The sequence below is a fragment of the Actinoplanes sp. OR16 genome (genome assembly GCF_004001265.1).
In the GTDB taxonomy this organism is placed as follows: Bacteria; Actinomycetota; Actinomycetes; order Mycobacteriales; family Micromonosporaceae; genus Actinoplanes.
In genome coordinates, this window is record NZ_AP019371.1 from 421,572 (window position 1) to 435,871 (window position 14,300).

The 14,300-nt window shown below is 71.0% G+C and carries 14 protein-coding genes and 1 pseudogene; 3 read left to right on the forward strand and 12 right to left on the reverse strand.

Features of this window, described 5'->3' with window-relative positions:
- Nucleotides 1-2 precede the first annotated feature (2 nt).
- Nucleotides 3-131: a hypothetical protein gene (locus EP757_RS44420; RefSeq protein WP_255435398.1), complete on the reverse strand. Its 129-nt coding sequence runs from the start codon at nucleotides 129-131 to the stop codon at nucleotides 3-5.
- A gap of 100 nt (nucleotides 132-231) precedes the next feature.
- Here EP757_RS44420 and EP757_RS01935 point away from each other — a divergent pair, with 100 nt between their 5' ends.
- Nucleotides 232-1,809: a phospholipase D-like domain-containing protein gene (locus EP757_RS01935; protein ID WP_127542493.1), complete on the forward strand. Its 1,578-nt coding sequence runs from the start codon at nucleotides 232-234 to the stop codon at nucleotides 1,807-1,809.
- A 4-nt stretch (nucleotides 1,810-1,813) separates the two neighbouring features.
- On the opposite strand, the gene EP757_RS01940 is transcribed toward EP757_RS01935, so the two are convergent.
- The 5 genes from EP757_RS01940 to allB are packed head-to-tail and all read right to left on the reverse strand — an operon-like array spanning nucleotide 1,814 to nucleotide 6,956.
- Complete coding sequence (locus tag EP757_RS01940) at nucleotides 1,814-2,410, reverse strand: GNAT family N-acetyltransferase (protein ID WP_127542494.1); 597 nt, start codon at nucleotides 2,408-2,410, stop codon at nucleotides 1,814-1,816.
- A gap of 9 nt (nucleotides 2,411-2,419) precedes the next feature.
- A complete protein-coding gene (locus EP757_RS01945; RefSeq protein ID WP_127542495.1) occupies nucleotides 2,420-3,484 on the reverse strand; it encodes a protein-L-isoaspartate O-methyltransferase in 1,065 nt (354 codons plus the stop codon).
- Between the two features lie 15 nt (nucleotides 3,485-3,499).
- A complete protein-coding gene (locus EP757_RS01950) occupies nucleotides 3,500-4,657 on the reverse strand; it encodes a phosphotransferase (protein WP_127542496.1) in 1,158 nt (385 codons plus the stop codon).
- A complete protein-coding gene (gene alc / locus EP757_RS01955) occupies nucleotides 4,654-5,637 on the reverse strand; it encodes an allantoicase (RefSeq protein ID WP_127542497.1) in 984 nt (327 codons plus the stop codon). The genes EP757_RS01950 and alc overlap by 4 nt, the downstream gene beginning before the upstream one ends.
- Nucleotides 5,637-6,956, reverse strand: a complete 1,320-nt coding sequence (gene allB, locus EP757_RS01960; RefSeq protein ID WP_127542498.1) for an allantoinase AllB — start codon at nucleotides 6,954-6,956, stop codon at nucleotides 5,637-5,639. The genes alc and allB overlap by 1 nt, the downstream gene beginning before the upstream one ends.
- A gap of 67 nt (nucleotides 6,957-7,023) precedes the next feature.
- Here allB and EP757_RS01965 point away from each other — a divergent pair, with 67 nt between their 5' ends.
- Both EP757_RS01965 and EP757_RS01975 read left to right on the forward strand, forming a co-directional pair.
- Nucleotides 7,024-7,449: a glutaredoxin domain-containing protein gene (locus EP757_RS01965; protein WP_127542499.1), complete on the forward strand. Its 426-nt coding sequence runs from the start codon at nucleotides 7,024-7,026 to the stop codon at nucleotides 7,447-7,449.
- Between the two features lie 363 nt (nucleotides 7,450-7,812).
- Nucleotides 7,813-8,439 (forward strand): hypothetical protein, encoded by a 627-nt coding sequence (locus tag EP757_RS01975; protein ID WP_127542500.1) that lies wholly within the window; start codon nucleotides 7,813-7,815, stop codon nucleotides 8,437-8,439.
- Between the two features lie 18 nt (nucleotides 8,440-8,457).
- On the opposite strand, the gene EP757_RS01980 is transcribed toward EP757_RS01975, so the two are convergent.
- The 6 genes and pseudogenes from EP757_RS01980 to uraD form a co-directional block, all read right to left on the reverse strand.
- A complete protein-coding gene (locus EP757_RS01980) occupies nucleotides 8,458-9,594 on the reverse strand; it encodes an aldolase/citrate lyase family protein (protein WP_127542501.1) in 1,137 nt (378 codons plus the stop codon).
- 10 nt (nucleotides 9,595-9,604) lie between these two features.
- Nucleotides 9,605-11,155: pseudogene (gene aceB, locus EP757_RS01985) on the reverse strand (malate synthase A); the annotation flags it as partial.
- Between the two features lie 93 nt (nucleotides 11,156-11,248).
- Entirely contained in the window at nucleotides 11,249-12,610 is a 1,362-nt protein-coding gene (locus EP757_RS01990) for an 8-oxoguanine deaminase (RefSeq protein WP_232050317.1), read from the reverse strand.
- Nucleotides 12,598-13,449 carry a factor-independent urate hydroxylase gene (gene pucL, locus EP757_RS01995; protein WP_232050318.1) on the reverse strand — a complete coding sequence of 284 codons (852 nt, stop codon included), beginning with the start codon at nucleotides 13,447-13,449 and terminating at the stop codon, nucleotides 12,598-12,600. The genes EP757_RS01990 and pucL overlap by 13 nt, the downstream gene beginning before the upstream one ends.
- Before the next feature lie 13 nt (nucleotides 13,450-13,462).
- Nucleotides 13,463-13,822: a hydroxyisourate hydrolase gene (uraH, locus tag EP757_RS02000; protein WP_127542504.1), complete on the reverse strand. Its 360-nt coding sequence runs from the start codon at nucleotides 13,820-13,822 to the stop codon at nucleotides 13,463-13,465.
- Nucleotides 13,812-14,297: a 2-oxo-4-hydroxy-4-carboxy-5-ureidoimidazoline decarboxylase gene (gene uraD, locus EP757_RS02005; protein WP_232050319.1), complete on the reverse strand. Its 486-nt coding sequence runs from the start codon at nucleotides 14,295-14,297 to the stop codon at nucleotides 13,812-13,814. Before uraD ends, uraH begins: the two co-directional genes overlap by 11 nt.
- Between the last annotated feature and the right edge of the window lie 3 nt (nucleotides 14,298-14,300).

The following is a 14,300-nucleotide window of genomic DNA, read 5'->3' on the forward strand; positions in this document are numbered from 1 at the left end:
GATCAGGCGGACATCAGCAGCATGGCCGTCGTGCCCAGGACGACCAGGAGCAGGACCGCGATGAGCAGTCCCTTCTCGGTGGATTCGACGGTTTCGGTGACGCTCGTGGTGGCCAGCGGCTCGGCGCTCATGTGATCTGTTCCTCCACCAGGCTGGGGGGTGGCCGCTCCGGGTGCGGACGGCGGTCGGGAGGCTTACGGTGAGGGCGTCGTCGACCTCGAAGGGGCTGCAGTGCCGTTGCGGGAATGGCTTCTCTCCGCTGCCGAACGCGGCAACCCGGACACCTCCATACCCACATGGAACACCGGAAACACGGCCGAAGCACTAATTCATGGGCAAAGGTACTTCGATCGGCTGGCGTCCGAGGTCGAAGCGCTCGAACCGGGTGACCATCTCTTCTTCACCGACTGGCGTGGCGACCCGGACGAGCGGGTCCGGGACGGCGGCCCGACGATCGCCGAGCTCTTCGCGGACGCCGCCAAGCGAGGTGTGGTCGTCAAGGGCCTGCTGTGGCGTTCCCATGTGGACAAGCTGGCCTACAGCGAAGAGGAGAACCGGACCCTCAGCGACGACATCGAGGCGGCCGGGGGCGAGGTTCTCCTCGATCAGCGTGTCCGCCGGGGCGGCTCCCATCACCAGAAGCTGGTCATCCTCCGGCACCCCGGCCGGCCCGAGCTCGACGTCGCCTTCGCCGGTGGCATCGACCTCTGCCACAGCCGCCGCGACGACGACGCCCACCACGGCGACCGGCAGGCCGTGCGGATGGCGAAGGCGTACGGGCCGAACCCGCCGTGGCACGACGTGCAGCTGATGCTGAAGGGCCCGGTCGTCGGCACCCTCGACCAGAGTTTCCGGGAACGCTGGACCGACCCGGCGCCGCTGGACCAGCACGGCCTGATCTCCACGGTCACCGACCTGCTCAAGCACGAGGACATGACCCCCGACCCGCTGCCGGAGCAGCCGCCGGATCCACCGCCGGCCGGGGAGATGACGGTGCAGGTGCTCCGGACCTACCCGGCGATGCGCCCGGCGTACTCGTTCGCGAAGCTCGGCGAGCGGTCGATCGCCCGCGGCTACACGAAGGCCATCAAGCGGGCCCGCCGGCTGATCTACCTGGAGGACCAGTACCTCTGGTCGGAGGAGGTGGCCCGGCTCTTCGCCGAGGCGATGCGGGACAACCCCGATCTGCACCTGATGGCCGTGGTGCCGCGCCACCCGGACGTCGACGGCAAGTTCGCGCTGCCGCCGAACCAGGTGGGCCGGGAGAAGGCGATCGAGCTGTGCCGCAGCGCCGGCGGCGACCGGGTGCACGTCTTCGACCTGGAGAACCACGAGGACACCCCGATCTACGTGCACGCCAAGGTCTGCGTGATCGACGACGTGTGGTGCAGTGTCGGCAGCGACAACTTCAACCGTCGCTCGTGGACCCACGACAGCGAGCTGAGCTGCGCGGTCCTCGACGGCGAGCGGGACGAGCGGGCGCCCGCGGATCCGGCCGGGCTCGGTGACGGCGCCCGGCGGTTCCCGCGCGACCTGCGGCTCTCGCTGCTGCGCGAGCACCTGGACCGGACCGACGACGACGGTCTCATCGACCCGTTCGACGCGGTGCGGGCCGCGAACGAGGCGGCCGACCGGCTGCGCCAGTGGCATCTCGACGGCGGCACCGGCGAGCGTCCGCCGGGCCGGCTCGTGCCGCACGAGACCGAGCGGCTGCCGTGGCACCAGCGGCTGTGGGCGGTTCCGGCCTACCGCCTGGTCTACGACCCGGACGGCCGGCCGTGGCGGGAGCGCCGGGCCGGGACGTGGTGACCGCTCAGGCGAAGTCCAGCCGCATCACCACGCGCCGCGGCGTCGGATGGCTCACCTCGGCGAACCCGGCCTCCTCGAAGATCTTGCGGCTGCCGACGTAGAGCTCGCCCCAGCTGAACTCCTGCCCGGGGCGGACCACCATCGGATAGCCCTCCAGCGCCCGCGCGCCCCGGTCCCGGGCGAATCCGACGGCCGCCGCGACCAGTGCCCGGCTCACTCCGCGCCGCCGGAAGCCGGTCCGGGTGACGAAGCAGGTCACGGCCCAGACCCCGGAGTCGGTACGGCTCTCGTCCCGTCCTGCCCACGGAACCCGGGCGGTGGACAACCGTGGGTAGACCGTCCGGGGCTCGACCGCGCACCATCCGGCGGGCTCCCCGTCCGCGAACGCCACCAGCCCGCTGGTCTCGGCCGCCGACTCGTCGCCGCAGTTCGTCTGCTCGTGCAGCCGCCGGGCCCGTTCCGGAGGCGGGACGGACGCCCACTCGGCCGCCGTGATCTTGAACCACTGGCACTGGCATCGGGCCGGCTCGCCCCGCGTGCCGAAGATCGCCTGAAGGTCCGCCCAGGTCGCCTTCTGCGCGGGCACGACAGCGATGTCCATCTGCCGATTCTACGGGCCGATCCTCCAGTCGCGGGGCACGAGCAGAGGCCCGGCCTGCGCCAATGTCGCCCGCCAGGCGCTCATCGGCGGCCGGCCGAGCGACCACCATCGATCGGCGAGGGCGAGGGCCACGGCGGCGCAACGGTCGGAGGAGGCCAGCACCCCGCCGTCCGGGAGCACCACTGCGGCATGCCGGTCACCGTCGCCGAGGACCGCGAGCAGGCTCTGTTCCCGGCCCGGCACCGAGGCGTAGGTGACACGCCGGTGCCAGGCTCCGGCCGCGAACCACAGATCCCGGTACGCCAGAGCTTCGAGCGAAACCCCCCACCGCGGCCGCGACACCTCCTCCAGCCCGGTCAGCGGTCCGGCCGGCGGCTGCGGATGACTGCCCTCGTGCCGGGCGGCGAGCGGGCCGGCCGCGCTCATGAACCCGGCCGGGCAGACCACCGACGCCTCCCCCGACACGCCGGCGGCCAGGACCGGGTGCATGCCGGCGTGCTCGACGGGCGCGACGATCCGGCCGCCGGGCAGCAGCCGCTCGGTCCAGAACGGCGAGATGCCCGCGACGCCGACGGTCACGATGATCCGGTCGTACTCGCCGTCCGGCCCTCCGGTGTAGCCGTCGGCGGCCTCGACCCGCACGCCGGTGATCCCGGCCCGGGCCAGCGCGGCGCGTGCCCGGTCCGCCACATCGCCCTGCACGTCCACCGTCGTGACGTCGGCGCCGAGGGTGGCGAGCAGCGCGGCGTTGTACCCGGTTCCGGCGCCGATCTCGAGGACCCGCTGGCCGGGTCGGACGTCGAGCGCCTCCAGCATGATCGCCATCAGCGACGGCTGGCTGGACGAGCTGATCGGCTGCCGCCCGTTGAGCTTGGTGACGAGCACGTCGTTGCTGTAGACCGAGCGCAGGAACTCCGGGTCGGCCGGCAGCACCCGGCTGCCGTCACGCCGGTGGAACCCGTCCGGCACGAAGACCTCGCGGGCGACGGCGGCGAACGCCCGGGCCAGCGCCGGCGACAGCCGCACACCATCGTGGCGGATCAGGTCGAGGTAGTGCCGGCGGGCATCCTCCATGCAGACACGGTACGTCTAGAGCGCGGCTGTCTGAACCGCCGCGCGCAGCCGGTCCGGGATGTCGGCGGCGTGGTACGGCCATTCGGACGGCTCGATGTTCGCGACGAAGTCGGCGTAGGTGACCGCCTCCCGCAGCGCGGCGACCGGTCGCAGCAGCTCGACGGCGCGCAGCGCGTCGCAGCCCGGCCACCGGCTCGCCCAGTCCCGCAGCACGTCCGGGTCGTCGGTGAGGCGCAGGACGTCGAAGGCCGGGTTGCCGATGCCGGCGTCGCACCAGTCGACGATGACCAGGCCGTCGTCGTGGGTCCGCACGTTGCCGGGGTGGAGATCGCCGTGGATCAGGGTGTCCGGCAGGCCGCAGGCGTCGACGGCTTCCATGCGACGCGGAAGGTCGTCGAGCAGCTCCGGCAAACCTGATATCTCGCTGGAATAGGGTTTGGCGACTTCGGCGATCCTGGAGATGTCGACGCGGCGGTCGGGGAGGCCGGACAGCACGCCGGCGAAGTGGGCCTGCACCGGCTGGAAGGCGGCCACCACCTCGGCGCAGAGGGAGGGGCCGGCGCCGTACCGGTCCTCGCCCGGCACGTGCGCCAGCAGCGTCCGGCCCTGCTCACCGGCCGCCAGGACGTAGGGCACGAGACCCGGCGACACCGCGTCGACCAGGCGCAGCACGTCCGGCTCGTGCGCGTAGAACGACGGCACCTGCTTGAGCCAGGCCGCCGTGGCGCCGTCCGGCAGGTCGAACCGCCAGATCGCCGAGAGGTTCCAGGTGCGCTGCTGGACCGCCGTCGTACCGGTCAGGCCGATCCGGTCCAGGGCGCCGGCCGCCCAGGCCAGCGACGCCTCCGGGCCACCGACCTCGGCATAGGGCGCCCGCAGCGGATGCGGCGCGGCGTCGAACGGCGCGTTGACGAAGGCCTGCGCGGCGCCGAGCAGGGATCGCGTCGCGCCGGCCCCGGCCGGGGGATCGCACGAGGCCAGATACGTCACGTGCCCACCCGGCGGCGAGGACCGGTCGGCGGCGAGCAACCGCAGCACCGTCACGTCCAGGCCGGCCTTCGCGACGACCTCGGCCACCTCCTGCCACCAGGGCGTGACGACGGTGAACGGCGGGAGAGCGCCCAGCAGGACGCCCTCCCGATCAACCAGGACGAGCGAGACGGTACGAGTCACCCGCCCATTCTGGCGTGCAGATAGGCACGCGAGGCCCGACCCAGCAGACGCAACCGGGCCATCCCGCCGTCCGGGAAGATGTCCAGCCGCACGTGCGTCACCTCCGGCGCCTTCGCGAGACGGAACCGGTGCGGGGTGTCCCGCTGCAGCGGTACCCGGGGCAGCAGCTCCACCCACTCCCCCGAGCCGGTGCGCTCGTCCCGGCCGGTGAGCCGCGCGGCGCCGGGAGCGTTGCCCTTGAAGTGGCTGGTGTCCAGGTCGGCGAAGCGGAGCACGGCCGGGGCCGCGAGCTTCACGACGATCCAGTCGTTCGCGTCGTCGCGGCGGCGGGACGTCTCCCAGCCGTCGCCCATGTTCTGCGCGAGACCGGGCATCAGCATCCGCTGCGGGTTGCCGTAGAACATGTCGCTGCAGTCCACGACGGTCGCGCCGTACTGCGCGGCGGCGACGTCGAACGTCTTCGGCAGCAGCGCCGGGTCCGGGATCACCTCACCGTGCACCCGCAGCCGGGCCACCCCGCCGTCCGGGAAGATCCGCAGGCGGACGTGCGTCCAGCGCCGCCGGTCGGTGACCGCGAACAGGTTGTGGCTGTCGCCCTTGAGCCCCGAACGCGGCACGATCTCGGTCCACTCGGCGGCCTCCAGCTCCTCCCGCCCCGGATAGCCGGGCAGCGCGACGGCCTCGACCGAGGCGTACGGCGGGTAGTTGCCGGTGAAGAACGCGGTGTCGATGTCGACGCCGTGGACGATCCCGGGCGCGCCGAGCCGGACGACGGCGACGTCGTGGCCGGCCTCGCGGCGGCGACGGGTCTCCCACCCGTCGTAGACCTGTCCCTTGTGGTCGAACGTCTTCGGCGCGTGCCCCGCCGGCGCCGGCAGGACCAGGTGGTCCGCCGCGGCGAAGAACTCGTCGTTGGCGTAGACCACGCCGCCGCCGAAAGCGCGCGACGCCAGGTCCGGGAGCCCGGTGAATTCGTCCATCAAATCTCCTCTGCGCGGTCACGAAGGAAACGGCCGCGAGGCTCGTCGCCGGTCACCCTGCCGCCGCGCAGCCAGGTCGTGCTGACCACGCCCTTCAAGACCCGGCCCGCGTACGGGGTGACGGGGTTCTTGTGGTGCAGGGCATGAGCGTCGACCGTGAACTCCTCGTCCGGCAGGAATGCCACGAGATCAGCGTCGGCGCCGACAGCGATCCGTCCCTTCTGCCGCAGACCGGCCAGATCGGCGGGCCTGCGTGACATCCATTTCACCACGTCGGAGAGGGTGTAGCCGCGATCACGAGCTGCGGTCCATATCACGGGCAGACCCAGTTGCACGGAAGCGATTCCACCCCACGCGGCGGCGAAGTCGCCGGTGTCCTGACGCTTCAGTTCGGGGGTGCACGGCGAGTGGTCGCTCACCACACAGGTGATGAGGCCGTCGGCGAGGGCCTGCCAGAGCTGATCGGCGTTGGCGCCGTCGCGGATCGGGGGACAGCACTTGAATTCGGTGGCGCCGTCGGGCACCTGGTCCGCGTCCAGTGTCAGGTAGTGCGGGCAGGTCTCGGCTGTCACCCGTACCCCCTCCGCTCGTGCCGCCGCGATCAGCGGAAGCGCCGACGCTGCCGAGAGATGCAGGATGTGCACGCGGCGTCCCGCCTCGCGGGCCACCGCGATGGCCGTGGCGACGGCGGCGTGCTCGGCGTCGGCCGGGCGGGAGGCCAGGAAGTCCGCGTACGCCGCCGAGCTCGCCGCCTCCGCGAGGTGATCCGGGTCCTCGGCGTGCACCACGAAGAGGGCGTCCACCGCCCGCATGGCCTCGGCCAGCTGCCCGGCGTCGACCGGCGGGAACTCGGGCACACCGGAGTCGGCGAGGAACGCCTTGAAACCGAAGACTCCGTTCGCGTGAAGCTCCGGCAGGTCGGGGGCGTTGCCCGGGATCGCGCCGCCCCAGAAACCGACGTCGACATGACACTGTCCGGTCGCCGCGGCCTGCTTCGTGGTGAGCGCCGCGGCGTTCACCGTCGGCGGCAGGCTGTTCAGCGGCATGTCGATGATCGTGGTGACGCCACCGGCCGCGGCCGCCCGGGTCGCCGACGCGAAACCCTCCCACTCGGTCCGGCCCGGCTCGTTGACGTGCACGTGCGTGTCCACGAGGCCGGGAAGCAGCGCCGCGTCGCCGAGATCCACGTGCTCGGCCGCCTCCACGATCGCTTCATAGGGCTCGATCGCGACGATTCGCTGGTCTTGGATCACGACCGCCGCTGCCCGCTCGCCCTCGGGGGTAACCACCCGCCGGGACCGCACCACCAGATCAACCATGTACCGACCCTAAACGGAGTTTGTTTCACCTTCTGTTACCCGCGGTAGCGGTGTAACGTCCCGCTCCATGTTGCGTCGGTGGCGGCTGGCGATCCTGTCGGCCCTCTGCGGTGTGCTCATTGCCGCCGCCAAAGTGAATGACGGCTCCTCCTGGGGCGCCGTCATCCTCCTGCTGGCCTTCCTCGGCCTCGCCGTGGCCCTCTCGCCGGGAGTCTTCCCACGTCCCGAGCGTGCCGCCGACGCGCTGCGGGACGGCCGGCCGGTCGTCTACTGGCGTCCCGGATGCCCGTTCTGCCTACGCCTGCGCGCCCGCCTCGGCCCGGAGGCGGCCCGTCTCCACTGGGTCGACATCTGGCAGGACCCGGAGGGCGCCGCAGCCGTCCGCGCCATCACGGGTGGTGACGAGACCGTACCGACCGTGGTGATCGCCGGCGAGGGCTTCGTGAACCCGGACCCGTCGTGGCTCCGGGACCGGATCGCGGCGGTTTCCTGACCTGCGTCCACCCCAGGAACTGGTCGAACAGCTCGGCCGGCGTACGCCGGGGCAGATCGGTCATCGCCTGATCGAGGTTCCCCCACATGTACATGGCCAGCGACACCCGGTCGGCGCCGTCGGTGAGATGCGCCCGTGCCGGCGCGCACGGCCAGGCGCGGCCGCACGCCCGGCACCTCCAGGATGGACGCTGCCAGATGTGCTCGGACCGTGATGGCTTGAACGAGACGTACCGCACCGGATGCCTCCCCGCATGGTTTGTCGGCGACAGGTAGTACTCGACAGCGCCCCCGATCGTTCGAACCCACGGAGTTTTCGGCATGCGTTATTGTCCGACTCCACGATCAAGAGACGGGGGTCTACGTGGCGAATCAGGAGAAGAAGCCCGAATCGGCGACCGAGCCTGCGGAGGAAGTCGCCTCCGATGTGGACTCGGCGGTGGCCGAGGTCGCCGTGGAGGAGCCGGTGGCTGAAGCGGTCACCGATGAGTCGCTTCCGGAAACCGAGGAGGCCCCTGAGCCTCAGCCGGTCGACGAGCCCGCCGAGGCCGTCCCCGCAGCGGAGACCGAGCATGCGGAGACCGAGCAGGCGGAGGCCGAGCAGGCGGAGGCCGAGCACGCGGAGGCCGAGCAGGCTGTCGCTGATGAGCCGGCGGCCGAGGTCGCTGATGAGGCGGAGGTCGTCGCTGAGGCGGAGCCGACGGCCGATCTCGGACTGGGTCTCGCTGCCCGGGAAGCGACCGAGACCGGAACGGGCGGTCAGTGGGACACGCGGCTGACGGTTCTGAGCATGATGGTCGGGGTGCTGGCCGTCGCCGTGGTGACGGTGTTCGGGTTGATCGTCTTCGACCCGGTGGCACTGGTCAGCTTCGTGCCCGACTGGTTCGCCGAGCCGGGGTCCTCCCGTGTCATCGGCAGCCTCACGATCGTCGTCGTCATGGCCGCTCTGGCCGCGGCGATGCGCCAGATCTACCTCCGCCGCCGCGACTGACCCCGGCTCGACACGCAGTCAGATCAGGGCCATCAGGTCTTCGCGGGGGAAGCCGGCGTTGTCGAGGGCGCCGCAGTCCAGGCCCCGCAGCAGGTAGCCGGCCAGGGCACGGGCCGTGGCCGGCTCGTCGGCGATGCCGCTGTCCTGGCGGTGCAGGTAGCGGTTCAGGCGGTCGGCTGCCACGTCACGGCCGTCGCGGAAGAACTCGTAGGTGGCGGCGTAACGGCTCGGCAACTGGGCCGGGTGCAGGTCCCAGCCCTGGTAGTAGCCGCGTTCCAGGGAACGCCGGACCAGGCGGTGGTGGAGTTCCCAGGCCGCGTGGACGTCGGCGGTCGAGCCGACCGGGAGGACGTTCGTGGAGCCGTCGGAGAGGCGCACGCCGGTCTGGGCGGCGGCGGCCTGCATGACGGCCTTCGCGTAGTCGGCGGCCGGGTGCTCCATCGATTGGTACGCCGCTGCCACACCGGCGGCGGCACTGTAGTCGTAGGTGCCGTAGTGCAGACCCGTGCACCGGCCGCCGGCCGCGGTGAGGAGACGCGCGACGGTGGCGGACCCGTCCGCGGCCAGGACCGCTGACGGCAACTCCACCTGGATCTCGAACGTCAGAGCTCCGGCGCTCAGCCCGTACAAGGCCTCGATCTTCTCCAGGAGGGTGACCATCGCGGCCACCTGGTCGGTACCGCTCACCTTGGGCAGCGTGATGGTGAAGAGGTCCTGGTAGGAGTCGAGGAACAGGTCGAGGGTGCGCAGCGCGCGGCGCCGGGTGACGGCCTCCAGCGACTTGATGCGGATGCCGAGGAACGGCGGGCGCGGGCCCTTGCTCAGGAGCTCCGCGGCGGTGCGGACGGCCTCGTCCTCCTGGTCGTCGTCGCGGACGCCGTAGCCGTCCTCGAAGTCGACGCGGAGGTCCTCGACCGGTTCGAGCTCCAGCTTCGTACGGATGGTCGGATCCGGCCACGGGAAGTCGTGCTCGTCCATCGCCTCCAGCGCCTGCGAGCCCCAGTCGGGATACGACGAGAGCTTGTCGGCCGGGATGTAGACGGTGTGGATGGGCTGCCGGCCGGCGCGGTCCCCCGGGTAGCGGGCCCGGAGGAACGCGTCGTGGGCAGCGAGGCGCCCGTCGATCTCAGCGTAATCATGATCGGACAGGCGCATCGAAGGCCTTTCAGTCGATGGAGTCGTACGCGGCGCTGGTGAGGAAGTCGGCGAAGTCGTCGGCCAGGGCGACCCGCTCGAACAGCTTGCGGGCGTCGTCGTAGCGGCCGGACGTCCACGCCTCGTCGCCGATCGACTCGCGGATCGCGGCGAGTTCCTCGTCCTCGATCCGGCCGACCAGCTCCGCGGTGATCAGCGTGCCGTCCTCGAGCCGTACCCCGTTGTGGATCCACTGCCACACCTGTGAGCGCGAGATCTCAGCGGTGGCGGCGTCCTCCATGAGGTTGTGGATGCCGACCGCGCCGTTGCCGCGCAGCCAGGCCTCCAGGTACTGCAGGGCGACGTTGACGTTGTTGCGCAGGCCGGCCGCGGTGACCGGGGCCTTCAGCGCGGCGACGTTCAGCAGGTCGTGGGCGTCGACGGCGACGTCCGGGCGCTGCTTGCCGAGCTGGTTCGGCTGGTCGCCGAGCACCCGGTCGAAGATCTCCGCGCAGACCGGCACGAGGTCGGGGTGGGCCACCCAGGAGCCGTCGAAGCCGTCGCCGGCCTCGCGCTCCTTGTCCTCGCGCACCTTCGCGAGCGCCACCTTGTTGACCTCCGGGTCGCGGCGGCTCGGGATGAACGCGGCCATGCCACCCATCGCGAACGCGCCACGGCGGTGGCAGGTGGCGACGAGCAGCTCGGAGTACGCGCGCATGAACGGCGCGGTCATCGTCACGGCGGCCCGGTCCGGGAGGATCATGTTCGGGTTGTCGCGGAAGTACTTGATGATGCTGAACAGGTAGTCCCAGCGCCCGGCGTTCAGCCCGGAGATGTGCGGGCGGAGGGCGTACAGGATCTCCTCCATCTCGAACGCCGCCGGGATCGTCTCGATGAGCACGGTGGCGCGGATGGTGCCGACCGGGATGCCGAGCTTCTCCTGGGCGTAGGTGAAGACGTCGTTCCAGAGTTCGGCCTCTTTGTGCGACTCCATCTTCGGCAGGTAGAAGTACGGCCCGCTCCCCCTGGAGAGCAGCTCGGCCGCGTTGTGGAAGAAGTAGAGGCCGAAGTCGACGAGGGCACCGACCGCCGGTGAGCCGTCGACCGGGAGGTGCCGCTCGTCGAGGTGCCAGCCGCGGGGGCGCATCACGATCGTCGGGTAGGGGCCGTCGCCGAGCTCGTAGACCTTCTTGGGCGTCTCCAACCGGATCGTCCGGCGAATCGCGTCGTACAGGTTCTGCTGACCGTCGACCACGTTGGACCAGTGCGGCGTGTTCGCGTCCTCCAGGTCGGCGAGCCACACCTTGGCCCCGGAGTTGAGCGCGTTGATCGTCATCTTGCGCTCGGTCGGCCCGGTGATTTCGACGCGCCGGTCCTGGAGGTCGGCCGGCGCGGGGGGCGCGGTCCACTCGGCGGCGCGGATGTCCGCCGTCTCCGCGAGGAATCCGAGGCTCGCCCCGGCCGCGATCTCAGCGCGACGGCGGGAACGGGCCTCGAGAAGCTCGTTGCGGCGAGGCCGGAATCGCCGGTTCAGGTCGGCGACGAACGCCACGGCCTCGTCGGACAGGATCTCGGTCATCGTTGACGGTTCCTCTCGGTGTGGTTACTCCCCCGTACCGTAATCGAGCATTATTCATACTCATGCTTCCCGTACGGGCACCGGGATCATGTGCAGTTAACGGTATACCATTAACTTCTGGTGGGCGCGACGCGCTTCCCGGGTCAGCTCCTCCTCGGAGGCGTTCACCAGCTCCCCGCGCTCGACCACGGGCTTCCCGCCGACCAGCGCCAGCTCCACGCGTGCCGGCGGGCCGAAGACCAGGGCCGCCACCTTGTCGTCGATGCCGTCGTGGCCGAGGCCGTCGAGCCGCCACAGCACCAGGTCTGCGAGTTTTCCCACTTCGATCGAGCCGAGATCGTCCTGCCTGCCGAGACAGCGGGCCCCGCCGATCGTGCCGAGCCGCAGCGCCTCGCGCGCGTTCATCGCCGTGGGGCCGCCGCGCATCCGGGCCGTGTAGAGCGCCTGCCGCAGCTCCGCGCCCAGGTGCGAGACCTCCTGCGAGGCCGCGCCGTCGACGCCGAGACCGACCGGCACCCGGTGGTCGATCAGCTCGCGGACCCGGGCCATCCCGGCGCCGAGCCGGGCGTTGGAGCTGGGACAGTGCGCGACGCCGGTGCCGGTGGCGCCGAGCTTCGCGATCGCCGAGTCGTCCAGGTGCACGCCGTGGGCCAGCCAGACGTCGTCGCCGAGCCAGCCGACGCGTTCGGCGTACTCCACGGGCGAGCAGCCGAACCGCTTCCGGCAGAACTCCTCCTCGTCGTCGGTCTCGGCGAGGTGGGTGTGCAGGCGGACACCCTTGCGGCGGGCCAGGACCGCGGCCTCCTCCATGAGGCGGGTCGTCACCGAGAACGGCGAGCAGGGCGCCACCGCGATCTGCAGCATCGCGTCCGGGGACGGGTCGTGCCAGCGATCGATGGCGGCTTCGGTGGCGGCCAGCGCCTCGTCCGTCTCCTCGACCACGTGATCCGGCGGCAGCCCGCCGTCCTTGCGGCTGAGGTCCATCGAGCCACGGGTCGGATGGAATCGGAGCCCCACCCGGCGGGCCGCCTCGATCTCGGCCTCCAGCACGTCGCCGCCGTCGCGCGGGAAGACGTAGTGGTGATCCATCGACGTCGTACAGCCGGAGAGGGCCAGCCAGCCGAGCCCGGCGCCGGCAGCCGCGCCGACGATCTCCGCGTCCAGGCGTCCCCAGATCGGATAGAGCGTGGTCAGCCAGCCGAAGAGCGTCTCGTCGAGGGCCAGGCCGCGGGTCGCCCACTGGTAGAGATGATGATGGGTGTTGACGAGCCCCGGAGTGATCAGACAGCCGTTGCCGTCAACGATTCGCCCGGATATTTCGGAAATGTCGCCCGGGCCGGACCCGACCGCCGCGATCCGGCCGTCGTCACCGACCAGCACGTGACCGTTGACATAGACCGTGTCGGCGGCGTCGACGGTCGCCACCGTGACGTTGCGGATCAGGATCACAGCCACCATCCCGCGATCGCCGCCGGCGCGTCGTCCCTGGCCACGGTCCCTTCGATCAGCCCGTAGGGCCGGTCGCCCGCGATGAACACCTCGTTGTCGTTGGCGAGGTCGAAGGGCGACAGGTCGACGAGGTAGTGATGCTTGTTCGGCAGCGCCAGCCGCACCTCGGCGATCTCCGGCCGGTCGGTGAGGACCCGGGTGCCCATCGCCATGAGGGTCTGCTGCAGAGAATAGCTATGAGTCTGGATGAATCCGTTCTTAAGAGCTTCGAGCGCTTTCTCGTACGACTCAGCGAAGTCCCCGGTATCACCCGAGTGCCGCCACTTCGCGTCCACCGCCGTGGCCAGGATCCGGTCCGTGGTCTCCGGCAGCGTCGTGTACCGATCGCGCACGAATCCGTGGAACTCCGAGTCGGTCGTGTTGAGCAGCACCAGCCCGGTGACGCCGGAGACGACCTGTGTCGCATTCGCGGTGACCGTCACGGTCGTGGTGCGCGTGTAGTCACCGCGCTTGGCGAACGAGTGCGGCCCGAGCCGATCCCAGGCGAACGACTCGATCGACACCGTCGCGCTGTCCACCTGGTCCTGCGACCCGACGAACCACCTCGCCAGCAGCAGAGCGAAATCCTCCGGCTCGCCGACCCCGTGCTCCTTGGCGAACGCGTACACGGTGTTCTTCATCGTGTCGGTCGGCAGGACCGTGGAGTTGTCACCGGTCGCGTGGGTGGCCGCCAGATCCCCGGCGAGGGCGATGCTGACGTTGAGGTCCACCAGCGAGTGGGTGCCACCGTCGCGGTTCACCCGGACGAGGCGGGTCTCCGCCTTGCCGTATCGGTTGGGTCCGAGCACGATCGCCAACGGTCTAGCTCCCTCGGTAAGTGGTGTAGCCGTACCGGCTGAGCAGCAGCGGCACGTGGTAGTGACGGTCCGGGTCGTGGACGTGGAAGGCCACGGTGATCTCCGGGAAGAAGCAGTCCCCGCCGAGATAGGGCTCCACGTAGAAGAAGAGGCGATAGCCGCCGGCCTGCCAGTCGCGCACCGGCACCCGGAACCGGAACCGGCCGTCGTCGTCGGTCCGCCCCTCGCCGACGCTGAACCAGCCGTCCGAGTCGCGGCGCTCCAGCCGCAGGTACACGTCCCGGGCCGGTTCGCCGGTGACCGTGTCGAGGATGTGCGTGGAGATCCGGGCGTGGAAATCGGCCGTCGTGCCGTCAGTGGGCATCGAGCACCCGCTCCAGCCGCAGCAGCGCGATCTTGCGCAGCTCATCCCGGACGATCGCCCGCTCGGTCGTCTCGTCGTTCTCCAGGCGAGCGCGCGCCGCTTCCAGGATCTCCGACTGCGAACGGCCGCTCGCGAAGATCAGGAAGACGTGCCCGAAGCGGTCCTCATAGAGCTTGTTCGCCTCGACCAACGCCGCCTTCAGCCCCGCGTCGGCGGACTGCGCGGCGGCCTGCTGCTCGGTGCGCGACCACGCCGCCTCCTTCGACTCCCCGGCGGCCCGCTCCCCGATCCGCGGGTGCGCGGAGAGTCCGAGCAGCACGTCGTCCCAGCTCAGCTGACGGGCGGCGGCATCGGCGGCGGCGAGCAGCCCGGCCCGGTCCCGGTACGGTCCCCCGGCTGCGATCGCGGCGCCCCAGGCCGGGGCCGCGAGGCAGGCGAGCAGGTCCCCGGCGGCCGGCGCGTTCAAGGTCTCCACCGT